General features: G+C 56.5%; 25 protein-coding genes. 6 read left to right on the top strand and 19 right to left on the bottom strand.

From position 1 onward, the window contains the following. Window positions 1-130: 130 nt before the first annotated feature. The 6 genes from QT231_RS04160 to QT231_RS04185 all read right to left on the bottom strand — a co-directional run bounded on the left by QT231_RS04160 (window position 131) and on the right by QT231_RS04185 (window position 5,728). On the bottom strand, window positions 131-1,243 hold the full coding sequence (locus tag QT231_RS04160; protein ID WP_308335667.1) for a TRAP transporter substrate-binding protein: 1,113 nt from the start codon (window positions 1,241-1,243) through the stop codon (window positions 131-133). 173 nt (window positions 1,244-1,416) lie between these two features. Continuing rightward, a complete protein-coding gene (locus tag QT231_RS04165) occupies window positions 1,417-2,820 on the bottom strand; it encodes a TRAP transporter large permease subunit (protein WP_308335668.1) in 1,404 nt (467 codons plus the stop codon). Continuing rightward, window positions 2,820-3,380 carry a TRAP transporter small permease subunit gene (locus tag QT231_RS04170; protein ID WP_133732177.1) on the bottom strand — a complete coding sequence of 187 codons (561 nt, stop codon included), beginning with the start codon at window positions 3,378-3,380 and terminating at the stop codon, window positions 2,820-2,822. The genes QT231_RS04165 and QT231_RS04170 overlap by 1 nt, the downstream gene beginning before the upstream one ends. Window positions 3,381-3,482: 102 nt before the next feature. Then, on the bottom strand, window positions 3,483-4,283 hold the full coding sequence (locus QT231_RS04175) for an endonuclease/exonuclease/phosphatase family protein (RefSeq protein WP_374694374.1): 801 nt from the start codon (window positions 4,281-4,283) through the stop codon (window positions 3,483-3,485). Window positions 4,284-4,321: 38 nt separating this feature from the next. Beyond that, on the bottom strand, window positions 4,322-4,954 hold the full coding sequence (locus QT231_RS04180) for a thiol:disulfide interchange protein DsbA/DsbL (RefSeq protein WP_308335689.1): 633 nt from the start codon (window positions 4,952-4,954) through the stop codon (window positions 4,322-4,324). A 144-nt stretch (window positions 4,955-5,098) separates the two neighbouring features. After that, entirely contained in the window at window positions 5,099-5,728 is a 630-nt protein-coding gene (locus tag QT231_RS04185; protein WP_308335669.1) for a c-type cytochrome, read from the bottom strand. 357 nt (window positions 5,729-6,085) lie between these two features. Between QT231_RS04185 and yihA the strand changes: the two genes are divergently transcribed. Further along, entirely contained in the window at window positions 6,086-6,724 is a 639-nt protein-coding gene (gene yihA, locus QT231_RS04190) for a ribosome biogenesis GTP-binding protein YihA/YsxC (RefSeq protein ID WP_088700129.1), read from the top strand. A 21-nt stretch (window positions 6,725-6,745) separates the two neighbouring features. Here yihA and QT231_RS04195 read toward each other — a convergent pair whose 3' ends face one another. From QT231_RS04195 to QT231_RS04230, 8 genes are all read right to left on the bottom strand, one after another. Next, complete coding sequence (locus QT231_RS04195) at window positions 6,746-7,471, bottom strand: HAD family hydrolase (RefSeq protein ID WP_308335670.1); 726 nt, start codon at window positions 7,469-7,471, stop codon at window positions 6,746-6,748. Beyond that, a complete protein-coding gene (locus QT231_RS04200) occupies window positions 7,468-8,412 on the bottom strand; it encodes a tyrosine recombinase XerC (RefSeq protein ID WP_308335671.1) in 945 nt (314 codons plus the stop codon). Before QT231_RS04200 ends, QT231_RS04195 begins: the two co-directional genes overlap by 4 nt. Beyond that, window positions 8,405-9,115, bottom strand: coding sequence for a DUF484 family protein (locus QT231_RS04205; RefSeq protein WP_308335672.1), 711 nt, complete (start codon window positions 9,113-9,115; stop codon window positions 8,405-8,407). The genes QT231_RS04200 and QT231_RS04205 overlap by 8 nt, the downstream gene beginning before the upstream one ends. Window positions 9,116-9,131: 16 nt before the next feature. Next, window positions 9,132-9,965 (bottom strand): diaminopimelate epimerase, encoded by an 834-nt coding sequence (dapF, locus tag QT231_RS04210; protein ID WP_308335673.1) that lies wholly within the window; start codon window positions 9,963-9,965, stop codon window positions 9,132-9,134. Then, window positions 9,965-11,236 (bottom strand): diaminopimelate decarboxylase, encoded by a 1,272-nt coding sequence (gene lysA / locus QT231_RS04215; RefSeq protein WP_308335674.1) that lies wholly within the window; start codon window positions 11,234-11,236, stop codon window positions 9,965-9,967. Before lysA ends, dapF begins: the two co-directional genes overlap by 1 nt. Before the next feature lie 27 nt (window positions 11,237-11,263). Further along, window positions 11,264-11,407, bottom strand: coding sequence for a lipoprotein (locus tag QT231_RS04220; RefSeq protein ID WP_308335675.1), 144 nt, complete (start codon window positions 11,405-11,407; stop codon window positions 11,264-11,266). Further along, window positions 11,404-12,807, bottom strand: coding sequence for an argininosuccinate lyase (argH, locus tag QT231_RS04225; RefSeq protein ID WP_211594509.1), 1,404 nt, complete (start codon window positions 12,805-12,807; stop codon window positions 11,404-11,406). The genes QT231_RS04220 and argH overlap by 4 nt, the downstream gene beginning before the upstream one ends. Window positions 12,808-12,889: 82 nt before the next feature. Beyond that, window positions 12,890-15,694, bottom strand: a complete 2,805-nt coding sequence (locus QT231_RS04230) for an EAL domain-containing protein (protein ID WP_308335676.1) — start codon at window positions 15,692-15,694, stop codon at window positions 12,890-12,892. Window positions 15,695-15,829: 135 nt separating this feature from the next. Here QT231_RS04230 and hemC point away from each other — a divergent pair, with 135 nt between their 5' ends. From hemC to QT231_RS04250, 4 genes are read left to right on the top strand one after another with little or no spacing between them, the layout of a single operon-like run. Continuing rightward, a complete protein-coding gene (gene hemC, locus QT231_RS04235; protein WP_308335677.1) occupies window positions 15,830-16,774 on the top strand; it encodes a hydroxymethylbilane synthase in 945 nt (314 codons plus the stop codon). Continuing rightward, window positions 16,771-17,550: a uroporphyrinogen-III synthase gene (locus QT231_RS04240; RefSeq protein ID WP_308335678.1), complete on the top strand. Its 780-nt coding sequence runs from the start codon at window positions 16,771-16,773 to the stop codon at window positions 17,548-17,550. The genes hemC and QT231_RS04240 overlap by 4 nt, the downstream gene beginning before the upstream one ends. Window positions 17,551-17,563: 13 nt before the next feature. Further along, entirely contained in the window at window positions 17,564-19,033 is a 1,470-nt protein-coding gene (locus tag QT231_RS04245) for a uroporphyrinogen-III C-methyltransferase (protein ID WP_308335679.1), read from the top strand. After that, window positions 19,030-20,307, top strand: a complete 1,278-nt coding sequence (locus QT231_RS04250; protein WP_308335680.1) for a heme biosynthesis HemY N-terminal domain-containing protein — start codon at window positions 19,030-19,032, stop codon at window positions 20,305-20,307. The genes QT231_RS04245 and QT231_RS04250 overlap by 4 nt, the downstream gene beginning before the upstream one ends. A 156-nt stretch (window positions 20,308-20,463) precedes the next feature. On the opposite strand, the gene mscL is transcribed toward QT231_RS04250, so the two are convergent. Then, complete coding sequence (gene mscL, locus QT231_RS04255; RefSeq protein ID WP_308335681.1) at window positions 20,464-20,949, bottom strand: large-conductance mechanosensitive channel protein MscL; 486 nt, start codon at window positions 20,947-20,949, stop codon at window positions 20,464-20,466. Window positions 20,950-21,372: 423 nt separating this feature from the next. On the opposite strand from mscL, the gene QT231_RS04260 reads away from it, so the two are divergent. Continuing rightward, complete coding sequence (locus tag QT231_RS04260) at window positions 21,373-22,275, top strand: LysR family transcriptional regulator (RefSeq protein WP_308335682.1); 903 nt, start codon at window positions 21,373-21,375, stop codon at window positions 22,273-22,275. A 108-nt stretch (window positions 22,276-22,383) separates the two neighbouring features. Here the strand turns inward: QT231_RS04260 and catA are convergent, their stop codons facing one another. The 4 genes from catA to QT231_RS04280 all read right to left on the bottom strand — a co-directional run bounded on the left by catA (window position 22,384) and on the right by QT231_RS04280 (window position 26,232). Beyond that, window positions 22,384-23,358 (bottom strand): catechol 1,2-dioxygenase, encoded by a 975-nt coding sequence (catA, locus tag QT231_RS04265; protein ID WP_308335683.1) that lies wholly within the window; start codon window positions 23,356-23,358, stop codon window positions 22,384-22,386. Window positions 23,359-23,424: 66 nt separating this feature from the next. Beyond that, complete coding sequence (gene catC / locus QT231_RS04270) at window positions 23,425-23,715, bottom strand: muconolactone Delta-isomerase (RefSeq protein ID WP_096651010.1); 291 nt, start codon at window positions 23,713-23,715, stop codon at window positions 23,425-23,427. A 58-nt stretch (window positions 23,716-23,773) separates the two neighbouring features. Further along, window positions 23,774-24,892 carry a muconate/chloromuconate family cycloisomerase gene (locus QT231_RS04275; protein WP_308335684.1) on the bottom strand — a complete coding sequence of 373 codons (1,119 nt, stop codon included), beginning with the start codon at window positions 24,890-24,892 and terminating at the stop codon, window positions 23,774-23,776. 509 nt (window positions 24,893-25,401) lie between these two features. Next, window positions 25,402-26,232: a 3-keto-5-aminohexanoate cleavage protein gene (locus QT231_RS04280; RefSeq protein WP_308335685.1), complete on the bottom strand. Its 831-nt coding sequence runs from the start codon at window positions 26,230-26,232 to the stop codon at window positions 25,402-25,404. Window positions 26,233-26,524 lie beyond the last annotated feature (292 nt).

The raw sequence follows: 26,524 nt of genomic DNA on the forward strand, positions 1-26,524 counted from the left end.
GCCACTGTGCGCCTGCTTTTAAGATACCCACTAGGATACCCAAGCTGCACGCCTTATGCTGCTGAAAACGTACCTGCCAGTCACACAAAAGCCGCCCGAAGGCGGCCATTGCGTGCGTGACCGGGGCAAACTATTGAGCGGTGTCGCCTTCCGGGTTGCGGGCGTTGTAGTACGCCTGCTCGGAGATGGCGTGGTAATCCTCGACTTTTTCCTGGAACGCTTGATAAGAGTCATAGATCCGCGTGGCCAGCTCGCTCGATTCCGCCAACTCTGCAACCACATCAGCCGAATGCTCGCGGGCTTGAGCGAGTACATCGTCAGGGATGCGGCGTAGCTCAACATCGTGCTCGTTGACCAGGGTTTCCAACGCATCGTTGTTACGCGCGGTGTACTCATCCAGGACGCTTTGGTTGATGTCGCTAATCGCGCTACGCAGGATCGCCTGTAGATCCGCGGGCAGCTCCGCGTAAGCCTCTTCGTTTACGATCGCCTCGAACATCACCGTCGGCTCGTGCCAACCTGGATAGTAGTAATAGTCGGCGGCTTGATGCAGGCCAAACGCCAGGTCGTTGTATGGGCCAATCCACTCTGTTGCGTCAATCGCCCCCGACTGCAGAGAGGTAAAGATCTCGCCGCCCGGCATGTTGACAATGGCTACCCCCATGCGGCTCATGACTTCGCCACCCAGGCCGGGCATACGCATTTTCAGGCCGTTCAGGTCGTCAACCGAGTTAATCTCTTTGTTGTACCAGCCGCCCATCTGCACGCCCGAGGCGCCCGCGACCATTACGTCTACGCCGAAGTCATCGTAAAGCTCGTTCCACAGCTCCATACCGCCGCCATAGTTTAGCCAGGCGTTCATCTCTTGGGCATTCATCCCAAACGGCACGGCGGCAAAGAATTGTGCGGCAGGTGCTTTGCCCTTCCAGTAGTAGGAGGCGGAGTGGCCAAGTTCAGCGGTACCTTCGGAAACGGCGTCAAATACCTCAAAACCCGGCACCAATTGACCAGCACCGAAGACTTCGATGGTCAAACGACCATTCGACATTTCGTCGACCAGCTGGGATAGGCGCTCTGGGCCTTGACCAACGCCGGGGAAGTTCTTCGGCCAGGAGGTAACCATTTTCCACCGGAACTCGTCTTCTTGTGCCTGGGCGTGATTATCAACGCTAGAGACCACCAGCAAACTGGCGGAAAGTGCGGTCGTCATGGCAATGGCGACGGGGAGTGTTTTGGCTTTCATACAATAACCCTCTTGCTTTCTATTATTACTATTATTGAGTAGGGAATACCCCGCCTAGCGTAGAACACTAGGCGGTTTGCTACAGGCCATTCATGGCTATTGACTGCTTTTTAATTAGGTTGCCACATCTATCCGTTGATAGCTGCGCTGTTTTTCAACTAATCGCGCGTTAATTAAAACTGATCAGGGAGCCACGTTGCCAGCTGTGGGAAGAACGTCAGCAAGAGCAGCATACCCAGTTGCATCAGAATAAACGGGATAACACCACGGTAAATCGCTGATGTAGACACAGACGGCGGCGCCACACCGCGCAGATAGAACAGCGCGAAGCCAAAGGGTGGCGTTAAGAACGACGTTTGCAGGTTTATTGCGATCATGATGCCCAGCCAAATCGGGTCAAGCCCCATAGCCAGCAGAATCGGCCCGACAATGGGCACCACCACAAAGGTGATTTCGATAAAGTCGAGAATAAAGCCGAGCAGGAAAATCACCAGCATAACGATAATCGTCGCGCCGACCACCCCGCCAGGCATTCCCTCGAACAATTCGGTCACCATATGCTCGCCGCCGTAAGCACGAAAGACCAGCGAAAACAGCGCCGCACCGATCAGAATCAAAAACACCATGGTGGTGACGTGGGTAGTCGAGCGCAGTACGTCTTTTAGGGTCGCCCAATCAAGCTGACGATAGGCCAATGCCAACACTAAAGCACCGAAGGCGCCCACTGCCGAGGCCTCGGTGGGGGTGGCAAAACCGCTTAAGATCGAGCCCAGTACCGCCACAATCAGCACCACGGGAGGCACCAACCCTTTGAGCAGCAGCATGCCAATCCCTGAGGTATGGCCAAGCTCGGCCATTAACTCTTCACGGTCGGCAGCAGGCGCCATATGCGGGCGCAACCACGCCACCAGAGCAACGTAAATCATATACATCACGACCAGCAGCAAGCCAGGCACTAGCGCGCCCATAAACAGGTCGCCCACCGAGACGGTCTTAGGGCTAAAAATGCCCATATCCAGCTGCGCTTGTTGATACGCCGATGACAGCACATCACCCAGCAGTACCAGGGCAATGGAGGGGGGAATGATTTGGCCCAGGGTGCCGGTAGCGCAAATGGTGCCTGTGGCTAACGATGTGCTGTAGCCACGCTTGAGCATGGTCGGCAGCGACATCAACCCCATGGTGACCACGGTGGCCCCCACAATACCGGTAGAGGCCGCCATCAACATGCCCACCAGGGTCACCGAAATACCCAAACCGCCGCGCATGGCGCCAAACAGCAGGGCCATGGCATCGAGCAGCGTCTCGGCGACTTTGGATTTTTCCAGCAACACGCCCATTAAAACAAACAGTGGCACCGCCAACAGCGTTTGGTTGGTCATAATGCCGTAGAGCCGGTTGGGCAAGGCGGCGAGATAGCCACTATCGAAGTTGGCGTCGATACCCATCGCTTCCAGGCCCAGCCCCATACCGGCAAACAGCAGCGCCGTACCCGCCAGCGAGAGCGCCACGGGAAAGCCGAACATCAGCACGATGCATATAACGGCAAATAAAATAATCGGCATGAATTCCAGCATCAAACACGCTCCTCAAGGTGATTGCCACCGGCAGCGGACGGCACTATCCGCCCGGCCATCACGTAGCCATTGCGCACAATCTCAATCACGCCTTGCACGATCATCAGCACGGCAAACAGCGGTATTAAGGTTTTCAGTGCGTAGACGGCCGGAATACCGCCATAATCGGAGGAGGTTTCCAGAATACGCCAGGAGTTGGCAACGTAACCCAGGCTGGAAGCGATAATGAAGATCATCACTGGAATCAACAGCGTGATAATACCTACGACATTGATTAATGCCTGGCGGCGCGGTGTCATCCCTCGGTAGAAGATATCCACCCGCACGTGGCCGTCGTGGCGAAAGGTATAAGCGGCCGCAAGCATAAACACACTGGCGTGCATATACATCACGAGCTCTTGCATAAAGATGCTGTTCACACTGAAGGCGTAACGCAGCAGTACAATCGCGAACTGAATCAACATCATAATGATGATCAGCCACGCAAGGGTACGCCCGAACCACTCTGAAGCGCGGTCCAGCGCACCAATAAACGCAGGTAGTTGTGTTGTGTCCGACATGGGAGTGTCTCGCGTAAAACGGCTAAGAGGAGTCAGCGCTCCAGACAATAGCGCATATACGCTTACAATGCAGCGCCCTCGCGCTGCACAGCGTGCTTATTATTAAACGCTTGGGCGAATTGCCGCTAAACAGGCCTCTGGCAAGGGTAGATCGACAGCGATCGGCAGGTGATCGGAGAACAGATGATCAAGCACGTGCACCTCGGCGGCCTCTAACGACTGCGACAACAAAATATGATCCAGCGCGTGGCGCGGCTGCCAGGAGGGGTAACTTAGCAGGGGTTTAACCGGATGCAGTGGTAGCGACGCACTAAAACGCTCATGGGCATGCAGCTGGTCAGGGGTACAGTTGAGATCTCCCATCACCACAACGTGGCGCAGCGGCTGGATAATCTCACTTAGATAATTGAGCTGACGCACCCGACCACGATGGCTGAGCGCTAAGTGGGCAACAAATATGTGCAGCGCATCCGGCCCTTCACCAAAGCGCGCATGAATCGCACCGCGGCCAGGCATCGCCCCCGGTAAACGGTGCTCTTCTACTTGGCTGGGCACCAACCGCGAGAGCAAACCGTTACTGTGCTGAGCAATACGTCCCAGATTACGATTGAGCTGCTGAACGTGATGGGGAAACCCCGCTTTGGCAGCGAGGTACTCCACCTGGTTGACGCGGCTAGAGCGAAAACTACCACCATCGACCTCTTGGAGACCGACCACGTCATACTTGCTCAGCACCTCCCCCATTACATCCAGCCGCTGCTGGCGACGCGGGTGAGGCAGAAGGTGCTGCCAGCTGCGCGTGAGATAATGATGATACGCCGATGTCTGGATACCCACTTGCAAATTAAAGGTCAGCAGACGCAGTTGCCCGTCTTCAAACAGCGTCGAGCGTGGGCCGTTTATGGCTGTTTCATCACGCTCTCTGGTTTCGCGCAACACGGTTATTCTGCGCGCTCTTCACGCACCTGTTCGACCAACGCCTCGGCGATTTTCGGCATGTTGTCCAGGCTGCCGGCCGAACTTGGCGTAACCAGATAACGACCATCAATCACAATGGCCGGCACGCCCATTAACTTCATTTTGCGCATACGATTATTGGCAGCATTCACTTCACTGCGCACACCAAAGTCGGTCAGCGCTTTCTTGGCTTCTTCTTCACTGACACCATAGTTGGCGAAGAAAGCAGCGATATCATCTGTCTCGGTAAGCGACTGATTTTCCTGATGGATGGCGTTAAAGAAGTCGGCGTGGAGTTCATCTTCGATGCCCAGCGACTCAGCCGCGTAAAATGCTGTAGCGTGGGTATTCCAATCACCGCCCATGGTGGCAGGCATTTTGACTACACTAACGTCATCTTCCAGCGTCTCGTACCACTCGTTAATCGGCGTTTGCAGCCGATAGCAGTGGGGGCAGCCAAACCAGAATATTTCGGTGACTTCAATTTGCCCGTCGCTAACCTGGGTTTCTACCGGCGACTCAAGTAGCTCATAGTGCTGGCCTTCCACTACTTCCTGGGCACTTACCGCCGCAGAAAGTCCTAAACCTGCCACTGCAACCATTAGCGTTTTAAACATGTTAGACATCGTGTACGTTTCTCCGTGGGGTAAGCGAGAAGTGAGACCGTGGATACACTCGCGGGTTCCCCCAGCTAGCGAACGTTGCCAAGAACGCTGCTAAGTGAGGGCCCGCAAACGGCATAAGGAAGTGTATTTACAACCTTAGTTCAAACCCAACACATAGTTAGCCACGGCTTCCATATCGTTGTCGCTCATTTTTGAAGCGATGTCGCCCATGATGTTGTTGGGGCTGTTGTTACGCTCGCCTGCCGCGAAATCCTGCAGCGTTGAGACCGTGTACTGAGCGTGCTGCCCGGAAAGGCCTGGGTAAACGGCACTGCCGATACCGACACCAGTCGGGGTGTGGCAGGCTGAACAGGCGGGGATACCTTTCGATATATCACCAGCGCGGTACAGCTCTTCACCGCGAGCCAGTAATTCAGCGTCTTCGTCGCTGGTTTGCCCCAGATTGGCATCCTGGCGCGCGAAGTGTGCTGCCACGTCCCAGGCGTCCTGGTCAGAGTAGTCATCCACCAGACCGGCCATTTGCGGAACTATGCGGTTTCCATCGCGGATATCCATAATCTGTTTGGCCAGATAGGACATCTGCTGACCCGCCAGGTTAGGAAAAGCGCCCGATGGGCTAATGCCCTGCTGCCCATGACAGGCGGCGCAGGTTTGGGCCCTTTCCTGGCCAGCAGATGCGTCTGCATCGGCTTGGTAGTCCGTTTGAGCGTGGGCGATGCCAACGGCGCCCATGGTAATTGCTAGGCTTGCCAGTAACTTTCTCATTGCTATTCCACTATGCCGTTTTATGTTTGACTGGTACGCATCCTGGGCGCTTCCCAGGCTTCACAAGTTACCAGGGTTAGCTCCGCCAATACCAACCTCCGCTAATACCAATAACGTATCGCGATGGTACACTAGCGCCCCAGGTCGCAGATATAAACCGCTTGCATTATAACGAATCACCCCAGCGGCGGGAATGCAAGTGCTTACCTGCTTTAGGGGTAATTCGTCGCGGTACCGCTCTCAATTCTTTATCATGAGTCGCTATTATGCGTTCTACTTTACCTGATGGTGAGGCGATAATGAGTTGATCGTGCGCAGAGTAGGCCGCTTTTATGTTCGTTTTTCAGGATTAACCCCATGACTACCCCCCATGATAGCCCAGTCCCTCGGCTGAACTACCCGACGGCAAGTTTTCTTATTAGCGCCCCCACTTTGGCCCTGTGCCCGGATGATACCGGCGCAGAAGTCGCCTTTGCCGGACGTTCAAACGCGGGCAAATCAAGTGCTATCAACGCATTAACGCAACAAAATGCGTTAGCGCGTACCTCGCGTACGCCGGGGCGCACCCAACTGATCAACTTTTTCAGCGTGATGAACGACGAGGCGCGGCGCTTGGTCGACCTGCCCGGCTACGGCTACGCCAAGGTACCGGAGGCGGTCAAACTCGAGTGGCAGAAGCACCTAGCCGAGTACTTACGCAACCGTTTTAGCCTGCGCGGCTTAGTACTGCTAATGGACGTGCGCCACCCGCTCACCGAGTTCGACCAAATGATGCTCGATTATGCCGACCAGCGCGGTATGCCGGTGCATATTTTGCTCACCAAAGCCGACAAACTGAAACGAGGCCCGGCCAGTGCTGCCTTGCAGAAAGTACGCTCGCGATTGAAGGAGTGGGAAGACCTCGTCTCCGTTCAGCTATTCTCTTCGCTTAAGCGCGACGGCGTCGACACGCTGTCCCAGAAGCTCAATCAGTGGCTGTATACGCCACCTGAATAATATCGCTCTTGCTCCGCTGATTTATAACTTCTCAAGCACGCTGGGCAGTTCTTTAATATGGGCGATGCGATGCACCCGCGGCGGAAGTGGTTGATCCTCTGTTTGAGAAATCCATACCGCGTGCATACCCAGCTGCTGGGCGGGCAGTACGTCCTCCAACCAGGAGTCACCCACATGCATGGCGCACTCGGGGGCCACGTTGAGTCGCGCAAGCGCGGTGAGAAACGGCGTGGGGTCTGGCTTGGGCGCCAGTAACTCGCCCGCCGCAATGGCAACTGGAAAGTAGCTTGCCAGCGGCTGACGTTGAAGATGAATATTGCCGTTGGTGATAGCCGCCAACTGGTAGCGCTCCGCCAAGGCGGCCAGCAAACCGGCCGCTTCCGGGTGGGGCGTGACCTGCACGCGCAGGCGGTGAAACTCATTCATCGCCGCTGCCGCCCACATCAACGCAGCACTGCGGGGCAGACCTGCGGCTTCTAACTGGGCTTCCAAAGCGCGCAGCCGTAGCCAGGTGAAGTCGCCACGCCGTTCGGGCACCTGCTTAGCCAACTGTTGCCGACGCTGTAGATAATCCAGCCCGCCATCTTCGTGGGATAACCCCAGCGCGGTTTCCTGGCGCGCTGCACGCCATGTATCCAACGCCTCCAACAGCCAGCGGTAGTGCCCCTCTTCGGTGCGCGCCATCACGCCATGGTTATCCCAGAGCGTATCGTCAAGATCGAAGGTAATCGCCTGCAGCATCGTCATGGCTTGCTCCTGGGGCTATTCATGGGGTCGTTGGGGCCTCGCTTGGCCCGAGGGTGTGCAGCATCGTAGCTGGTCGCCAAATGCTGCCAATCAAGCCGGGTGTAGATTTGCGTGGTCGACAGATTGGCGTGCCCCAGCAGCTCTTGCACGGCGCGCAGATCCTGGCTTGATTCCAACAGGTGGCTGGCGAAGGAGTGGCGCAAACGGTGGGGGTGAAGGTGTTCGGGCAAGCCCCGCGCAATCGACAGCTGCGCCAAGCGCTTTTGAATGGCGCGATGGCCTAACCGTTGCCCGCGCTGACCCACAAACAGCGCCTGCTCGTTAATAGGTGCTAGCACAGAGCGACACCCTAGCCACTCGGCCAGCGCCTGCTGAGCGCGGCGCCCTACCGGCACCTGGCGTGGTTTGCCGCCTTTACCGATCACCCTGACCCGGCTGTTTTGCAAATCGCCCAAATCAAGCGCCGCCAACTCCGCTAAGCGCAGGCCGCTGGAGTAAAACAGCTCCAGAATGGCCTGATCACGCACGCCCAGTGGTGAGCCATCATGGGGGGTATCGAGAAAGCGCGCCAGGGCGTCTACATCCACCGGGCGCGGCAGGTGACTGGGCTGCTTTGGCGTACGTAGTAACCCCACCGGGTTATCCACCAGTACGCCCTGTTTGACCAGATAGTCGGCGAACTGGGAAAGCGCCGCCCGCCGCCGGGCCAGGCTCCTGGGCGCCAGGCCCCGGCTGCGCTCTGAGCCCAAAAACGCCCGTAATAGTGCGGTATCTAACGCCGCAGGGTCGGTCACCTCGCGACGCTCGGTAAAGGTACACAGCGCCGCCAGATCGTGCCGGTACGCCTCAACGGTGGCCGGGCTTGCGTGGTTCGCCAGGGCGTTCAAAAATGCCTCAACACGCCGGGCTAAGGCTGATTCCGCCAATAAGGGGTCAGTCATGATCGCCCAGGCGCACCAGCAAGCGCGCAACGATATCGCCCAAGTACTCGGTAAACAGCGTGTCCATGCTGGCCCGGTAAGCGTCGGGGCTGGGGCTGGCGAGCAGCAAATAACCTAAAGGGTCGCCCGCGGAGAGGCGCGAAATAGCGCAGGAGCCCGCTTTGCGCGGCGCTTTGACATGGGGTAGCAGGCACTTCCAGTCGCTGACGCTAAGCTTTACGCAGCGGCTGGTGCGGCCATCCAGCAGCGCCGACAGGCGAGCGCTGGCGTGCTGATCCAGTACGTGCCGGGGCGGCTGGGGCGGCGTCGGTTCACTATCGCTCAAGGTGGACGGGCACCACAGCGCCATGGCCGGGGTCTCAAAGCGCTCGCTCAGTTGGGTGGCCAGCGCTTGCGCCAGCGCATCGCGATCCGGCGCTTCCACCAACGCTATCAACGTTTCCCGCAGCCGACGGTACTGGGACTCGTTATGGCGAGCAGTCTCCAGCAGGTGCTCCAGGCGACCCTCGGCAGTTTCTGCACGTTTACGCAGATCCAGCACCAGGCGCTCTAGCAGTGACACCGCCCCGTCGATATGCGGATGGGGCACCTGCAACTGCTGAAGCAGCCCTTCACGGCCGACAAAAAAATCGGGATGGCGCGCCAACCAGAACGCCACTTGATCAGGCTCGAGCGTTTTGCGGGGTTCGGGGGCTTGTGACATCGCCGTTCTCCTCGAATTAATTAAGTGCTACGCGGCCATCGAAGACGCGTGTAGCTGGCCCCACCATCGTTAGCGCCCCTTCAGGGTCAGGCCACTCAATGCTGAGCTCTCCACCGGGTAAATGGACTTTTACGGGACTTTTCAGCAGCCCCTGTCGAATACCGCTGGCCACCGCGGCGCAAGCGCCGGTACCGCAGGCCAAGGTTTCGCCACTGCCGCGCTCGTAAACGCGTAAGCGTATTTCACTGGGCGAGAGTACCTGCATAAAGCCCACGTTAACACGCTTGGGAAAACGTGGGTGGGCCTCGACCAATGGCCCCAGCCGCTCCACCGGAGCAGTATCGACACTGTCGACCTGCAACACCGCATGGGGGTTGCCCATGGAGACCACGCCGATCTGCAGCGTTTCATCGCCCACCTCAAGTTGGTGAAGAGGTTGATCACCAGGCGCATCGAACGGCAGCGCCAGAGGACTAAATCGTGGCCGGCCCATATCCACCCGCACCATGCCGTCGTGCTGAACGGTGAGTACCAAGGGCCCACCGGCAGTTTCCACATGAATTTCATGCTTATGGGTTAGCCGCTGATCGCGCACGAAGCGGGCAAAACAGCGCGCGCCGTTGCCGCAGTTTTCCACTTCACTGCCGTCGGCATTGTAAATGCGGTAGCGAAAATCCATCTCCGGATCCCGGGGCGGTTCGACCACTAACAGCTGGTCAAAGCCAATGCCGAAACGCCGGTCTGCCAGTGCGCGGATCTGAGCTTCTTCCAGCCGCGCGCGCTGAGTGACCAGATCCACCATGACAAAATCATTGCCCAGGCCATGCATTTTGGTGAAGTGTAACAGCATTAGCGCCCCCCTTCGGGCAGCAACGCTTCGCCCGCCCACAGGCTGGCAACGGTTTCCCGTGCGCGTACCACGTGGCAGCTGTCGCCATCGACCATTAGCTCGGCGGCGCGAGGGCGGCTGTTGTAGTTCGAAGCCATCACAAACCCGTAGGCCCCCGCCGAGCGCACCGCGAGCAGATCACCTTCGGCAATTGCCAGCTCGCGCTCTTTGCCCAGGAAGTCACCGGTTTCGCAAACGGGGCCCACCACGTCGTAGAAGGCACTCTCCCGGGATTGTCGGGTATCCACCGGCACAATCGCCTGCCACGCCTGGTATAGCGCCGGACGAATCAGGTCGTTCATGGCCGCATCGACAATCGCGAAGTTCTTGGTCTCTCCGGGCTTTAAGAACTCCACCCGAGTAAGCATAACGCCCGCATTAGCGGCAATCGAGCGGCCGGGTTCGAACAGCAGCGTCAACTGCTCGCCGCCCTCCCAGCGCGAAAGCCGCGCCAGCAGTTGGCTGGCGTAATCGAACGGCTGGGGCGGCTTTTCATCCCGGTAAGGCACGCCTAAACCGCCACCTAAATCGAGGTGCTCGATTTCGATGCCCCGCTCACGCAGGCGCTCCATGAGCACCAACAAGCGTTCAAGGGCATCCAAAAACGGCGCCGTCTCAGTAAGCTGCGAACCGATGTGACAGTCGAGCCCTTTCACCTGCACATTGGGCAGGCTCGCGGCCAGTTCGTAAACCGCCAGTGCTTCATCCACAGGGATACCGAACTTGTTGTCCTTCAAACCGGTGGAGATATACGGATGGGTACCCGCGTCAACATCCGGATTTACCCGCAACGAGACCGGAGCCGTTTTACCCAACTCACCGGCAACGCGATTCAAGCGCTCAAGCTCGGGGCGCGACTCAACGTTAAAGCACTTAATGCCTACTTCCAGCGCTCGGGCCATTTCGTGGGGCTGCTTGGCAACCCCGGAAAATACCACTTTCGCCGGGTCGCCACCCGCCTTGAGCACCCGTTCAAGCTCGCCGATGGAAACAATATCGAACCCCGCTCCCAGCTTGGCCAACAGGCCCAGCACGGCCAGATTAGAGTTGGCCTTCACCGCGTAACAAATCAGGTGCGGATGGCCACCCAACGCTTCGGTATAGGCGCGAAAGTGACGTTCAAAAGTCGCTTTTGAGTAGACGTAGCAGGGCGTGCCGTGCTCGTCGGCAATCCGTGACAGCGGCACGTCTTCGGCGTACAGCACGCCATCACGGTAATTAAAATAATCCATATGACTCTCCCCTTCTCCTGCGACTCTTTATTCAGAGGGCTGGTCAGATGGCTGGCCAGACTGCTCGCTAGCAGGCGCATCGTCCGGTAGATATAACGGCCCTTTTTGCCCACAGCCAGCGATAGTAGTTAACAACAGCGCAGCGAATGCGATGATAGCCAGTGATTTCATGCGCCCGCCTTGAGCGCGGCCAACGCCTCACGCGCTCGCTGGGCGGCAGCCCGCACCTGGTTGGGTGCAGTGCCACCAATATGGTTACGGGCGGCTACCGAGCCCTCCAGAGTCAATACCTCGAACACATCCTGCTCAATGGTAGCGGAGAACTGCTGGAGCTCTTCCAGGCTCATTTCAGACAGGTCTTTTTCACTTTTTAGGCCGTAGGCTACTGACTGGCCGACAATTTCATGGGCATCGCGGAAGGCCACGCCTTTGCGCACCAGATAGTCGGCCAAGTCGGTTGCGGTAGAGAAACCACGCCGCGCCGCTTCATACATGCTGGCTTTTTTAGGCTCAATGGCGGGCACCATATCGGCGAAGGCTTTTAGGCAGTCGCGTACGGTATCCACGGCATCGAACAGCGGCTCTTTATCTTCCTGGTTGTCCTTGTTGTAGGCCAGCGGCTGCGACTTCATCAGCGTTAGCAACGACATAAGATGGCCATAAACGCGACCGGTTTTGCCGCGCACCAGCTCGGGCACATCCGGATTTTTCTTCTGCGGCATGATGGATGAGCCGGTGCAGAAGCGGTCGGGCAGGTCGATAAAGTTGAACTGGGCGCTGGTCCACAGCACCAGCTCTTCGCTCATGCGCGACAGGTGCATTAGTAGGATGCTGGCAAAGCTGGTGAATTCAATGGCGAAGTCACGATCCGAAACCGCGTCCAGAGAGTTCTCAGTGGGGCGATCAAAGCCCAACAGCTCTGCGGTCACATGGCGGTCGATGGGATAGGTAGTGCCCGCCAGTGCAGCGGCGCCCAGCGGCATTACGTTGACGCGCTTGCGGCAGTCCAACAGGCGCTCGTGATCCCGGGCCAGCATTTCCTGCCAAGCCAGAATATGGTGGCCAAAGGTGACCGGCTGGGCGGTTTGCAGGTGGGTAAAGCCGGGCATAATGGTCTCGGCTTCACGGTCAGCCAGCTCGATCATACCTTCACGCAGGCGTTTCAGCTCGACTTCGATAACATCGATCTCATCGCGCATAAACAGGCGAATATCGGTAGCGACCTGGTCGTTGCGCGAGCGCCCGGTGTGGAGTTTTTTCCCGGTAATACCGATCTTTTCGGTCAGCCGCGCTTCAATGTTCATGTGCACATCTTCAAGCGGCACCGACCAGTTAAATTCGCCGCGCTCGATTTCGCCCTGAATTTCGTTCAGGCCGTTAATGATGGCATCGCGCTCATCATCGGTAAGCACGCCTACCCGAGCAAGCATGGTGGCGTGGGCGATGGAGCCCTGGATGTCCTGGGGGGCCAGGCGCTGGTCGAAATTAACAGACGCGGTGAAGCGTGCAACAAAGGCATCGGTGGGCTCGCTAAAGCGACCGCCCCAAGACTGATTCGTGGCTTGGCTCATCGGAGATATATCCTGCTGACAAAACAAAGGAGTCGTTAGCAGAAAGTGTACCAGAGTCGCCCCGGTCAGCGGCACGCCGTTTTTATTTCTGCGCTGGCAGCGTGTGTGCCGTTATGACCGGCGGGGGTTTGTGCAAAAATTCGCGCAGGGCGTCGAGGGGCATGGGGCGGGCAAAGTAGTAGCCCTGGAAATAGTCACAACCGCGCTGTTGAAGATAGTTAAACTGCTCGGTTTCTTCTACGCCCTCGACCAGCACCTCCAGCCTCATTTTGCCTGCCATGGCGACCACGCCGTCGATAATGGCAGCGTCGCGGCGGTCGGAGATCACATCGCGCACAAAGGAGCGGTCAATCTTGATGCGGTTAATCGGCAGGCGTTTTAAGTAGCTTAGGCTAGAAAAGCCGGTGCCAAAGTCATCCAGCGCGATCTGAACCCCCAGCGCACGCAAGCTCTTTAACGCTTGAATCGCCTGCTCGGCGCTGTCCATCAGAACGTTCTCGGTCAGTTCCAGCTCTAACAGCGATGACGTGAGGCCGCTGTTCATCAGTACCTGCTCAATAGAAGCGAGGAACCCAGGGCGTTGAAACTGCATAGGCGAAATATTGACCGCCATGGTGATTCTACCCAGCCCCAGGCCGTTAAGGCGCCGGGCATCGCGGCAGGCGGTGGCCAATACCCACTCGCTAATAGGAATGATCTGGCCGGTATCCTCGGCAAGGCTAATAAAATCAGACGGCGGAATATTGCCGCGCTCAGGATGCTGCCAGCGGATCAGCGCTTCAACCCCCACCACGCGACCACTCGGGGCATGGATTTGCGGCTGGTAATGAAGTTCGAACTGCTGCTGCTCAATGGCTTGCTGTAGCGCGCTGCGCAAGCTGACCCGCTCGCTCACCTTGCGATTCAAGTCTTCGGTATACCAGTGGTAGGTATTGCGCCCACGTCGTTTGGCTTTATACATTGCCAAATCCGCTTGCTGGATAAGCTGGCGAGGATTTTTCATGCTGCCATCGTTAATGGCAATGCCGATACTGGCAGTAATGCGCAGCTCGCTGCCACGATACCAGTAAGGTGGCGAAAGCCTCTGGAGAACCCGCTCTACCACTTGTATCACATCATCTTGATGGGCTAGATCTGGCAGCAGTACAACGAATTCGTCGCTGCCGAAACGCGCCACGGTGTCCCAGGGGCGCAGCTCATTTTCCAGCCGCTTGGCAACCTCGACTAAAATAAAGTCGCCCACATCGTGGCCAAGCGTGTCGTTAATCGGTTTAAAATCGTCCAAATCAATAAACAGCACTGCCAAATAGCGCTGGTAGCGTCGCGCCAATACGCATGCTTGCTCTAATCGCTGATTAAGCAGCTGTCGATTGGGCAATCCCGTCAGGGTGTCATGATGGGCGTTATGGGTAAGCTGGGCCTGATACTCGCGCTGTTCCGAAATATCGTTCTGAACGCCAATAAAGTGGGTTACTTGGCCGTTTTCATCGAGAACGGGTGAAATATACAGATCGTTCCAAAAAACCGTGCCATCCCGCCGATAGTTGCGGATGACCACGTGTACTTCACACTGTTCGGCAATCCCACTCCGTAGCTGCTTGATGGTGGCGGCGTCGGTCTCTTCACCCTGCAGAAAACGGCAGTTGCGCCCGACTGCCTGGCTACGCGAATAGCCAGTGATGCGCTCAAAGGCGGCATTGACATACACAATTGGCCAATCAGCGCGTTGCGCATCGACAATGATGACACCATTGGTGCTCGACTCAACGCTACGCTCCAGCAGCTTTAGCTGGTGCTCGGTCGCTTTACGCTCGTTGATATCGCGTAAATAGACTGCAAGCCCTTCGGGTGACGGGTATACATGCACCTCAAGCCAACTATTGAGCCGGGGATTGAACGCTTCAAAATGTACTGCTACGTTTTGGCTCGCGGCGCGCCGATACTCTTCTTCAAAGCGGCTGCCCACGGCGTCAGGAAAACTTTGCCAAATAGGCTGGCCTAGCAGCTCGCCTCCGGGGCGCTTCAAAATACGCTCCGCTTCTCGGTTCACGTACGTAAAACGCCACTCTGTATCGAGGGTAAAAAAACTGTCGGTAATGCTATCCAGCGTCATGGTAAGCCGGTGCGCGAGCTGGGTGAGGTTTTCGCGCAGTTGCTTCTGCTCAGTAATATCCTGGGACGCTCCCTGCACCTGAATAATGCGGCCCTCGTCATCACGCACCGCTTTACCAATTGCCCGCACCCAAAGATGCTCGCCTTGGCGGGTAATCACCTCATACTCGTCATCAAAACTAACGCCGTACTCACAACAAGCATTGAATGCCGCCCTCAGGCGTTCCCGTGACTCTGGTGCATAGAAGGCGAACGCCTCTTCAACGCTGGGCTGAAACCCAGCAGGCATGCCGTGGATATGGCTAAGCTCATCCGACCAAATAGGCTTGCCATCCGCCATATCGACAAACCAACCACCAATCAGCGCGGTTTCACCGGCAATTTTGAACAGCCGTTGGTTGCGCAGCAGTTGCTCATCGGCTGCCTTACGGCGCGTAATTACTCGGGCGATAACGTAAATTACGCCCTCTCCAAATGAAGCTGTGACTTCCAGCCAGTGCTGCTTGCCGGTTGCGGAAACAGCGCGCACCTCGAAGGGAGTGACCTTTTCGCCTTGATGCAGTCGCTTTAACGCCCGCTCAATCACGGGATGATCAAGGGGATCTATAACGACGCCACAGGCACGACCGAGCAATTTTTCAGACGAATACCCCAACAACGCCTCGAAGGCAGGGTTGACTTGCAGCAACGTGCCTTCGAAGTCGATACAGCAGAACAGATCCCTTGAGAGCAGGAAAAACTGATCAAGCTGGCCGTGGGGTAACACTAAGGACATAGGATTTCCTGGGAAAGAGGTAAAACACGTTACGGGTGCATAATTAGTTGCGTTATTTTTACTGTGGCGTTCGGTGCTTTATGATGACACTTATCATAGCTTGACTCGCCGTGTCTGCGGTAAAAGGAGAATAACGTGCTATCAATCACCAAACTGCGCATTGCCACACGTAAAAGCCAACTGGCCATGTGGCAGGCTGAGTACGTTCGCGACCGCTTAATGTCGGCCCACGACGGACTAGAGGTCGAGCTCGTGGCACTGTCTACCAAGGGTGACAAAATTCTCGATACGCCGCTTTCAAAAATTGGCGGCAAAGGGCTATTCGTTAAAGAGTTGGAAGACGCCATGCTGGATGGCCGTGCCGATATCGCCGTCCACTCGATGAAAGATGTACCCATGCATTTCCCCGAGGGGTTGGGCCTGTCTGTCATTCTCGAAGGCGCCGACCCTACCGATGCTTTTGTGTCTAACCACTACTCTAGCATTGATGAGCTTCCCGAAGGGGCACGGATTGGCACTGCCAGTCTGCGCCGTGGGCTGCAGATGCGTGAAGCCCGCCCCGACCTGCAAATTCTTAATCTGCGTGGCAACGTGCAAACGCGGCTAGGCAAATTAGACGCGGGTGAGTTCGATGCCATCATTCTGGCAACCTCAGGCCTCAAACGTTTGGGCCTGGATGAGCGGATTGCCCAGGCACTGCCGCCGGAAGTGTGTTTGCCCGCCTGCGGCCAAGGTGCGCTAGGCATTGAGTGCCGCCTGCACGACCCTGAACTGATTGCCTTGCTGGCCCCGCTGGATGACGCCGACACCGCAACGCGGGTGCGCGCCGAAAGGGCCATGAACACGCGCCTAGAGGGCGGCTGCCAAGTTCCCATTGCAGGCCACGCGGTGCTGGATACCGCCAATGAAACACTGTGGCTACGCGGTTTGGTCGGCAATCCTGAAGGTACTGAAGTATTGCGCGCCGAAGGCCGCGGTTCGATGCATGAGCCGGAAGCGCTAGGCATTCGGATTGCCGAAGAGCTGCTCGACCAGGGCGCTGGCGATATTCTGGCTGAGGTTTACGGCCGTACAATATGAGCCAACCGGTACTGATCTGCCGCCCCGGCGAGCGTGGTGAAGCGCTCTCCGCAGCGCTTCGCGAACGAGGTGAGAGCGTTGAATCACTCAATGTAATGCAACTTGAAGCCTTGCCAGACGACCCCGCGATGCGGCAAATCTGGATGGATATAGATCAGTACCATAAGATAATCGTCATCAGCCCCTTTGCGGCGACGTGTTTAAGCGAAGCGTTGGATCGCTTCTGGCCGCAGTTGCCAGTCGGTATCGACTACTACAGCGTTGGCAGCGCCACCGCAGCGACGCTCTATGATCAGTTGGGTGTACGCGTGCATGTGCCTTCGCCCAGTGCTGGTGAAGATACCAGCGAAGCTCTGCTTACGCTTGCCTCACTGCAGCAGTTAGCGCACCAGCGTATTCTGCTTGTGGCAGGAGAAGGTGGCCGCCCACTGCTCGCTGAAACGCTTGCCGAGCGGGGGGCGAAGGTGACTCGCGCGGCGGTCTATCGACGCACGTATCACCCTCTTGCACCCGCCCTGCAAGCGCGCCTTTTTTCAGGTAATTATCGGGCGTTGATCGTCACCAGCAGCGAACTGCTGGAACATCTGGCAAAATGGTGTAATCAGGCGGCCTTGAACCAACCGCTAATCGTTTCCAGTCGCCGTTTGGCTACACTGGCTGGCATACTGGGTTTTCGTGACCTCAAGGTGGCGTCCGGAGCTACGCCAGCTGCATTGATAGCGGCGTTGGAGACCTGCGACCCACAGGGTGCCGATGTCGATCAAGGAACTTACTAAGGGCTAGCGACACATGAGCAAACAAGTAAACGATCAGGATGACGTACAACCGACGTCCGCCGATGCCTCACAAGGCGTCCCTAAAACGACCGACAAAGCAGCTTCCACGACCGACGCGACTGAGCCCAGCACGCCGACCACACCGCCGAGCTCAACAACACCTGCTCAGAGTGGTGCTAAAAACAGTCGGTCGCGGCGGCGTGGAAAGGGCTCTGCGAGCTCAACCGCTGCTAGCAGCACTTCCAGCACCACGGCTAAACCGACAGATACCACGACGTCCAGCAGCGCGACCTCACCGTCACCGAGTGCAGCGCAACAAAGCCCTTCTTCATCTTCAAGTGCCACCTCGTCCAAGCCGACCAGTGACAAATCGTCGACGGGTACCACGCCGCCCACCGGCCCCAAAGGCAGTGGCAGTGTCCAGAACGGTGGAAGCAAGAGTGGTGGCGGTAAAAGTGGCGGCCTCGCGATTGCCCTGGTGATTATTCTGGCGATTGCCTTGGCGTTCATCGCCTGGCAAGGCTGGCAACGCCTTGAGAGCCAGCAGCAGCGCCTTGACGAAGTAGCGCAGCAGGCTGAAGGTAGCGCCTCACAACAAGCGGTTAGCGATTTGGAATCACGCCTGGACAGCGGCGAAGCCGAGCGCGATGAAGCGCTGCAGAGCGCGTTAAGCGATCTACGTAGCGAGTTTGACAGCTACCGCAGCGATGTCGATGAGACCTTGGGCCAAGTGCTGGATCAGCTCTCTCAAGAGCAGGACACCGACGAGCGTGAGTGGCTGCATGCCGAAGCGGCTTACCTGCTGCGTTTGGCCAATCAGCGCTTACAGCTTGAAGGCGACGTAGATGGCGCGGCCGCCCTGCTGCGTACTGCCGATGCACGCCTGGTTGATGCCGATAACCCGGCGCTGACACCCGTTCGCGAAGCAATTGCCAATGAGCTAGCCGCCCTGGATGCCGTGCCCCAGGTTGACCGCACCGGTCTCTATTTAGCGCTCAATGCCCAGCAGGAGCGTATCTCCAGCCTGCGTCTCTCCCAGGAGATCGAAGAGCAGGCAGTCACCTCCAGCATCGAAGAACCGCCGACCGGCGCTTTCCAGCGCCAGCTGGCACGCTTTGGTGAAGAGCTTAAAGACCTGGTGGTGGTTCGCCATCACGATGAAGCCCTGGAAGCGCTGATTACGCCAGAGCAAGAGTCTTACCTGCGTCAAAGCCTGCGCTTAGTGCTTGAGCAGACCCAACTGGCCCTGCTCAACGAAGAGAAAGAGCTTTACGACGCAAGCATCGACAAAGCGCTACAGCTTTTGAACGACTACTACGACACCACTCGCGAAGAGACACAAAGCGTTATTACGCGCCTTGAAGAACTTAAGCAAGCCGAGGTAAAACCCGAGCTGCCCGATATCAGCGGCTCACAGCAGGCACTCGCACGCTTTATCGAGAACCGCTATGAGACGCGTGGCCAAAGCGGAGGTGATTCATGAGAAAGCTTGTTCTCCTCATTGTCGCAGGCCTCGCCGTCGGGGCTCTGTTTGGGCACCTGATGATGTCGGTGCCCGGCTATTGGCTGATCCGCGTGGGCGACTCCTCCATCCAAACCTCGTTTTGGTTTGGACTAGTGCTGCTGTTTGCCGCCTTTATCGTCCTACACTTTGTACTGCGCCTGCTCAGCGGCATTATTCGCCCGATGGGGCGTTTTCGCAGCTGGAACAGCCGCGCCCGTAACCGTCGCGCCATGCAGCGCACCGTGCGTGGCCTGGTAGCGCTGACCGAAGGGCGCTGGAAAAAAGCCGAAAAAACCCTGGTTAATGCCGCCGATGACTCCAGCACTCCGCTGGTGAACTATCTATCCGCCGCGCTGGCGGCCCATTACCAGGGCCACCACGCCAAATCCCAGGAGCACCTGAATCAGGCACAGCTCACCACCGACGGCGCGGATACCGCCGTTGGCTTGATGCAGGCGCAGATGATGATTGAGCGCCAACAGCCTGAAGATGCGCTGGCAATACTTAATCGCCTGGATAAGAAGCTTTCCAACCACCCGCAGGTGCTCAAGCTACTCAAACAGGTGCATTTAAGCGTCAACGATTGGGAAGGTTTACGGCGTTTGATTCCACGTCTGGCCGCGCAGAAGCTGATTACTCAGCAAGAGCGTGAGCAGCTGGAGTTTAAGGCCTACCGCGAGCTCATCATATTTGAGGCGCAAAACCCCACCAATATTGAGCGGGTGCGTGGCCTTTGGGCCGATATGCCCGACTACCTGCGCGGCAATACCGAGCTGATCGTACTCTATACCGAGGCGCTGATTCAGGCCAACGAAGAGCCGATCGCCGAACGTCTGCTCAACCACTCGCTGGATAACCACTGGGACGCACGTTTAGTAAAACGCTACGGCCTGCTGAATGTGGACGCCGCTCGCCAACTTGTAAAAGCCGAAAAATGGCTGCAGGAGCGCCCCAACGACCCAGAGCTGCTCCTCGCTTGCGGCCGCCTCTCGCTGCGCATCGGCCAGTGGCAAAAGGCACTAGAGTACTTTGAGGCCAGCCAGCGTCAGCGCCCCAATGGCGAAGTGTGCGCGGAGCTTGCTCGCCTGTATGCAAGCCTGGGCGAGCATAATAAGAGTCAGCTCTACTACCGTCACAGTGTCGAAATGCTGGCTAAGTCACTGCCGTCGCTACCGCAACCCAGCGATGCTAACGACAGCAAAAAGCCTGACAGTAAGAAAAAAGATAGCAAAACCATTAAGAAAAGCGCGTAAAGACGCTGTTGCAAAGCGCGCAGCGTAAACCTACCAAGCTGGTGGGAACTACGTAAAAGGGTGCCTGAATAGGCACCCTTTTACGTTGGGCACGTGGCTTACCGCGGGAACCCCAGGTTAGCGTTACGACGCTGCAGAATGGGGAGAAGAAGCCGTTTAAGACAACGTTTCGGCGGTCGCCGATGTGGGTAACTCCGCCGTGCAGTGGCCACAGCGGGTGGCTTTGATGGGCACCACCATCAAGCAGTACGGACACGGCTGCTCCGTAGGGCTCGCGGGCGCCACTGCCTCTTCACGCTTTAATCGGTTAATGGTGCGTACCAATAAGAAGACCACAAACGCAACGATCGTAAAGCTCACCACTGCATTGATAAATAGCCCCACATTTAGCGTTACCGCCCCCGCTGCCTGGGCATCCGCCAGCGTCGCATAAGGGCCAGCCGCACCCCCTGGCCGCAACACCACAAATAGATTTGAAAAATCGACACCGCCCACCAGCAGGCCAATCAGCGGGTTCATCACGTCCGCCACCAGGCTCTTTACAATCAGCGTAAACGCCCCGCCGATAATGATCCCCACCGCCATATCGACGACGTTACCTTTTACCGCAAACTCTCTGAATTCCTGAAAGAATTTTGCCATTATCAAACGTCCCAACGTTGTGTTTTAGCCAATACCCTAAGTTATAGCGTCCTGGCAAAAGCATGGGCTAGGGTGTGTTAGGCGGCAAGTGATTTCCTGTCGGTTGGATGCTAGACATTAAAAAGCGTTGAAGTTTCTTCCTCGTGCAACTATGTGTCAGCGACTGATCAGGCTATACAAGCCACTGCTGAAAGCTCAGCGAATAGGCGTAAACGGCGGCTCTACCCCTCTTGTTGCTACCTTGCATTACTAAAGTCTTAGACATTATTTAGCTTTCAAGCGCGTAAATGCTGGTAGCGTTATAGCGCTTCACCTAGCTGGCTTAGCAGGTTGCCCTGTTGCTTGAGCAATTCAGCCTGCCTGGGAGCTACCAAAGGTAAACTCCGCCATTAGTTAAGAAGTAGCTCATACCTTGGAGAACTCATGGAACTACGCCACCTGAGGTACTTCTGCGTTGTCGCTGAAGAGCTTAATCTCACCTGTGCCGCTAAACGCTTGCATATGTCACAGCCGCCACTTTCGCGCCAAATTAAACAGCTTGAGCAGGAAGTTGGGGTCGAACTGTTTGAGAGAAGCTCGCGAGGCCTTCGCTTAACACCATCGGGTATATTTTTTCAGCAGCGTGCTTTAGAAATTTTAGAGAAAGTCGACGTCACCATTGATACAACACGCCACATGGCACGTAGCAAGCGAACGCTATTTGGAATTGGCTTTGTTCCCTCTATCTTTTATGGGCAGATTCCAATGCTGGTGCGCGATTTGCGTCAAATTGAGAATGTAGAAATATCATTGACAGAGCTTACGACCATACAGCAAGTGCAGGCGCTTAAAGCAGGCCGTATTGACATGGGATTTGGACGTCTTCGCATTGATGATCCGGACGTAGAGCAAGAGATACTCTTCAATGAGCCATTTATTGCAGCCCTTCCTAGCGGGCACCCTCTAGAGGGCACTACGCCTACATGTGAGGAATTGGCACGCTATCCACTTATTCTTTTCCCTGCCAAACCACGTCCTAGCTTGGCAGATATGGTACTGGGTATCTTCCGCCGGCAAGGCTTAAAGGTTGAGATTATACAGGAAGCAAACGAAGTTCAGACAGCGCTTAGCCTCGTCGCCTCTGGCATCGGTATTACGCTGGTACCTGAGGAGGTAAAGCGCGTACAGCGAGATGGTATTTCTTATGTAGCGTTGGCGGACAAGACAATTACCTCACCTGTTGTCTGCAGCCGTCGCCGAGGTGAAAAACCGTCACCTCTCATGAATGAAGCGACCACCATTTTACACAAGCTTGTTGATGATCGCTTCATGGGTCGCTACCCATAACCTATGACATTCAGAGGAGTATGGATCCTTTGGCGTTTGTCATTGTTTCTTCCGAACGCAGCCCTTCTTTAAAGTCCTTCAGGAATTTAAAGGAACTTAACGAGACCATTAAACCTTCGCGGTACCCGCCAACTGGCTAGCGAGATCCTGTTCGTCCTCTTTGGCCCGCGGGCGGGCGTGGCGTACCTGCAGCTCGGGAGCTTCGGTTTGGGCCAGCTCCACATCGAACACCACGTGGGAGAACGGGCCATCCAAGTCACGCTTGGCGATCTCGGCCGAATCTTCGATCCGCTCGGCGGGCACAACCAGCTCTTCGCGGGTGGCAAAGGCGAAATCATCAAAGGTGTAGGGGTCGCCCGCCAAGTTGATCTGGGTAGTCAGGTGCTGGTGGCCGGGGGCGGAGACGAAATAGTGGATATGCGCCGGACGCTGGCCGTGACGGCCCAGCGACTTGAGCACTACATCGGTCGGGGCGCCTTCGGGCACGCCGTAGCCTGAGGGGATAATGCTGCGCGCGGTGTAGCGGCCATCGCTGTCCGCATAGATCGTGCGGCGCAGGTTGTACTCGGATTGAGAGGGGTCAAAGAAGGAGTAGCCGCCTTTAGAGTTGGCATGCCAGATCTCGACCTTGGCACCGGCAATCGGCGTGCCGTTCACGTCGCGCACCTGCCCGGTCAGCCACATGGTCTCGCCGTCATTGTCCTGGCCATCGTCCAGACGGGCAAAGCCTTCCGCCTCCGGGGCACCTGCCACGTAGAGCGGGCCTTCGATGGTGCGCGGGGTGCCGCCGGTGCGCTTGGCTTCGGCATCGATAGCGTCTTGGCGCATATCGAGGAAGTGGTCAAAACCAAGCCCAGGAGACAATAGGCCGAACTGGGTCTGGCCGCCCAGGGCGTTGAGCAGGTTAACCGCCGCCCAGTACTCTTCCTCTGTAACGTTAAAGTCATCAATCAGCTTGAACAGGTCGCCGACCAGACGGTGCACGATCTGCTTGGCGCGGTCATTACCGCCAGCTTGGTCAAAGCCAGCAACGGTGTTAATGAAGTCTTGGACTTCGGGAGTGTCGAATATTTTTACGGTCATGGTGAAACCCTCTGTTTGTTATAGGGTGTTGTTTTATCAATATGAACTGGCATGTTAAGTAGATAATTAGCTGTCGTCGTCGCGTACCGAAGAGGGGTGACGACAAAGCGGTTTGACGCTGATCTCCATATACGGGAAGAGCGGCAGATTGCTGACCAGCTCTTGCAGCTCAGCGTTGTCTTCCACGTCAAAAATACTGACGTTCGAGTAGCTACCCGCTACCCGCCACAAATGGCGCCACTTACCCTGGCGCTGCAGGTCTTGGGAATAGGCCTTTTCCGTTGCCTTGATCTTGGCTGCCTGCTCGGCTGGCATATCGGTTGGCAACTTAACGGTCATCTCAACTTGAAACAGCATATGGCTCTCCTCTTTTCATCGCGGGCGAACGCAAACGATGGCTTTATTTGCCGTCGCTTCACTTACGTGAGTAGTGCGCCAACTTATCTTCATCTAAGGTGATGCCGAGGCCAGCCCCTTGCGGTAACTCCACCCCAAACTCGGTGTAGTTGAGGGGCTCAACGACGATGTCGTCTTTCAGCAGCAGCGGGCCGAACATTTCCGTGCCCCAGGCCATTTCCGGCAGCGTCGCCCAGGCGTGTAGAGAGGCAGCGGTGCCAATGGTGCCCTCTAGCAGTGTGCCTCCATATAGGCCAATCCCAGCCGCTTGGGCGACGTGGGCTAGCTCTAGTACCCCGTAAATACCGCCGGATTTGGCAATCTTCAGCGCAAAGGCGCCGCTAAATCCGTTGCAGATAAGATCAAGTCCATCGCGAGCATCCTGTACGGCTTCATCCGCGAGCATTGGCACATTGAAGCGGTTAGCCAAGCGAACTAACCCGGCGTGCTCACGGGCGTGAATAGGCTGCTCAATTAACTCAATACCGGCATCCTGCAGCGCCTGAATACCGCGCACTGCCGTGGATTCATCCCAAGCCTGATTAACATCCACGCGAACACTGGCACGGGCACCCAGCGCCTCTTTGATCGCCGCCACATGACGTACGTCCTGGTCGAGGGGATTGGCGCCAATTTTAAGTTTGAAGTCGCAGTGACGACGCTGCTCTAAACGCAGCAACGCTTCGTCAATGTCCTTGGCGGTATCGCCGCTGGCCAGCGTCCAAAGCACGGGTAAGTGTTGTTGATGAGCGCCACCAAGAAGGTCAGCGATACTCAAGCCCAAGCGCTTTCCCTGGGCATCTAATAACGCGGTTTCTAACGCTGACTTGGCAATCATATTGCCGCGAGCATGACGGTTAAGCCGGGCGCGCAACTGATGAACATTGTGTGAAGGCTGACCAATCAGCAGCGGTGCAAGATAGGTGTCGATATTACGCTTGATGCTCTCGGGACTTTCCGGGCCATAGGCGAGGCCACCAATCGTAGTGCCCTCACCCAGCCCTTCGATCCCGTCGGAGTGGCGCATGCGCACAATAACCATGGTTTGGCAGGCCATAGTGGTCATAGAAAGTTTGTGAGGACGGATGGTCGGCAAATCGACCAGCAGCGTCTCAATATGTTGGATGACGGGTGACATGCAGGCTCCAGCGTCTAGCAATCATTAACTAGGCTGCAGTTTGGTAGCAGCTGATTTTATAAACCAATATTGTTTAAGTGCCTCTCCATACCTTAAGGGTATTGCCAACTCAGCATTAGCGACGTTGTTCAACACTCATTTGTAGCTGCGGCTTAAATTAAGCCGTTAAAAATCAAATAACTAAAAAAACGGTGCAGCGTAACGCTGCACCGTTAATAACTAAATACGCATAAACGCCTTAAATAACGAAATGAGAAACGCTGTAGCGCTGCAGCCTTTGGGCCCAAGCGACAGCCATTTGCCAGGCCGCTAGGGTGCTCCATCATATCGCGCTACAAAATACATTTAAGACAAAAGGATAATACTGGCTGCTTTATGGAAAATTACCGGCGACTACTGACATATCGCGAAGTAAGTGGCCCTCTTTGCCACCTTAAAAGCGACTGCACAACAGTCCGATGGTGGTTGAGTATGTTCCCTTACTCACCGTTGAGTAGCAGCTAACACCTTCACGCATTTTTCAACCCAAGCATCTCACGAGCCTGCTGCCAGGTCGCCACAGGGCGCTCATACCTTTCGCATAGGGCTACGGTGCGCTCGACCAGCGCGGCGTTAGAAGGCGCCAGCGTATTACTGTCCAAACGCACGTTATCTTCAAGGCCAGTACGGGTGTGACCGCCTGCCGCAATCGACCACTCGTTAAGCAGGTATTGATTGGCGCCAACACCCGCGCCGCACCACTGTGCCTCCGGCGCCAGCCGCTTAAGCGTCTCAATATAGAAATCAAAGGTGGGCTTGTCCGCTGGCATGGCGTTTTTAACGCCCATGACAAACTGTACATAGAGCGGTGTTTTAAGCTTACCCTGTTTGGAAAGATTCACCGCCTGGTGGATGTGCGACAGATCAAACGCCTCGATCTCGGGCTTAACACCGTACTTCAGCATCTCATCGGCAAGCCACTCCACCAACTGTGGTGGATTCTCGTAAACACGATTAGGGAAGTTATTGGAGCCCACCGAAAGGCTGGCCATATCAGGCTTGAGCGGCAACATACCGCCACGTGCCTCTCCCGCGCCCGAGCGTCCACCGGTAGAGAGCTGAATGATCATGCCTGGGCAGTGCTTCTTGAGCCCTTCCATCAAACGACCAAACTTCTCCGGGTCAGAGGAAGCCGTTTGGTCATCGTTGCGAACATGGCAATGAGCAATAGTCGCTCCCGCTTCAAACGCCGCCTGGGTACTTTCAATCTGCTCCTCAACCGTAATCGGCACGGCAGGGTTGTTCTCTTTACGCGGCAGGCTGCCGGTGATAGCGACACAGATGATACAGGGCTGAGACATGGAAACCTCTTCTTGTTCGCATTGCGAATATTGATTTGCATTACGAACAAGATAGGCCGGATACACCAAAGCGTCAAACGCTTGCTGGCAAAACCGGGGAAATACCACGACAGGAAATGGCCTCCCACTATGGTCGAATAACACCTTTTTAACCGGGGGCAAAAGATCGAGTAGGAAGGGGAGTCGCCTCCCCTGTCCTCTCACACCACCGGGCATACGGTTCCGTACCACGGCGGTTCATGAAGAACGCTTGAGCCATCTTACCGCGTCCAGTATCGAGATCAGTCCCTGG

This window comes from Halomonas sp. SpR1 (genome assembly GCF_031010175.1).
Classification (GTDB): Bacteria; Pseudomonadota; Gammaproteobacteria; order Pseudomonadales; family Halomonadaceae; genus Vreelandella.

What these genes read in the sequence shown, in the direction of transcription:
- QT231_RS04160 (WP_308335667.1), bottom strand. Translation starts at nt 1,243, where the DNA reads ATGAAAGCCAAAACACTCCCCGTCGCCATTGCCATGACGACCGCACTT.
- QT231_RS04165 (WP_308335668.1), bottom strand. Translation starts at nt 2,820, where the DNA reads ATGCTGGAATTCATGCCGATTATTTTATTTGCCGTTATATGCATCGTG.
- QT231_RS04170 (WP_133732177.1), bottom strand. Translation starts at nt 3,380, where the DNA reads ATGTCGGACACAACACAACTACCTGCGTTTATTGGTGCGCTGGACCGC.
- QT231_RS04180 (WP_308335689.1), bottom strand. Translation starts at nt 4,954, where the DNA reads ATGTTTAAAACGCTAATGGTTGCAGTGGCAGGTTTAGGACTTTCTGCG.
- QT231_RS04185 (WP_308335669.1), bottom strand. Translation starts at nt 5,728, where the DNA reads ATGAGAAAGTTACTGGCAAGCCTAGCAATTACCATGGGCGCCGTTGGC.
- yihA (WP_088700129.1), top strand. Translation starts at nt 6,086, where the DNA reads ATGACTACCCCCCATGATAGCCCAGTCCCTCGGCTGAACTACCCGACG.
- QT231_RS04195 (WP_308335670.1), bottom strand. Translation starts at nt 7,471, where the DNA reads ATGACGATGCTGCAGGCGATTACCTTCGATCTTGACGATACGCTCTGG.
- QT231_RS04200 (WP_308335671.1), bottom strand. Translation starts at nt 8,412, where the DNA reads ATGACTGACCCCTTATTGGCGGAATCAGCCTTAGCCCGGCGTGTTGAG.
- QT231_RS04205 (WP_308335672.1), bottom strand. Translation starts at nt 9,115, where the DNA reads ATGTCACAAGCCCCCGAACCCCGCAAAACGCTCGAGCCTGATCAAGTG.
- dapF (WP_308335673.1), bottom strand. Translation starts at nt 9,965, where the DNA reads ATGCTGTTACACTTCACCAAAATGCATGGCCTGGGCAATGATTTTGTC.
- lysA (WP_308335674.1), bottom strand. Translation starts at nt 11,236, where the DNA reads ATGGATTATTTTAATTACCGTGATGGCGTGCTGTACGCCGAAGACGTG.
- QT231_RS04220 (WP_308335675.1), bottom strand. Translation starts at nt 11,407, where the DNA reads ATGAAATCACTGGCTATCATCGCATTCGCTGCGCTGTTGTTAACTACT.
- argH (WP_211594509.1), bottom strand. Translation starts at nt 12,807, where the DNA reads ATGAGCCAAGCCACGAATCAGTCTTGGGGCGGTCGCTTTAGCGAGCCC.
- QT231_RS04230 (WP_308335676.1), bottom strand. Translation starts at nt 15,694, where the DNA reads ATGTCCTTAGTGTTACCCCACGGCCAGCTTGATCAGTTTTTCCTGCTC.
- QT231_RS04240 (WP_308335678.1), top strand. Translation starts at nt 16,771, where the DNA reads ATGAGCCAACCGGTACTGATCTGCCGCCCCGGCGAGCGTGGTGAAGCG.
- QT231_RS04245 (WP_308335679.1), top strand. Translation starts at nt 17,564, where the DNA reads ATGAGCAAACAAGTAAACGATCAGGATGACGTACAACCGACGTCCGCC.
- QT231_RS04250 (WP_308335680.1), top strand. Translation starts at nt 19,030, where the DNA reads ATGAGAAAGCTTGTTCTCCTCATTGTCGCAGGCCTCGCCGTCGGGGCT.
- mscL (WP_308335681.1), bottom strand. Translation starts at nt 20,949, where the DNA reads ATGGCAAAATTCTTTCAGGAATTCAGAGAGTTTGCGGTAAAAGGTAAC.
- QT231_RS04260 (WP_308335682.1), top strand. Translation starts at nt 21,373, where the DNA reads ATGGAACTACGCCACCTGAGGTACTTCTGCGTTGTCGCTGAAGAGCTT.
- catA (WP_308335683.1), bottom strand. Translation starts at nt 23,358, where the DNA reads ATGACCGTAAAAATATTCGACACTCCCGAAGTCCAAGACTTCATTAAC.
- catC (WP_096651010.1), bottom strand. Translation starts at nt 23,715, where the DNA reads ATGCTGTTTCAAGTTGAGATGACCGTTAAGTTGCCAACCGATATGCCA.
- QT231_RS04275 (WP_308335684.1), bottom strand. Translation starts at nt 24,892, where the DNA reads ATGTCACCCGTCATCCAACATATTGAGACGCTGCTGGTCGATTTGCCG.
- QT231_RS04280 (WP_308335685.1), bottom strand. Translation starts at nt 26,232, where the DNA reads ATGTCTCAGCCCTGTATCATCTGTGTCGCTATCACCGGCAGCCTGCCG.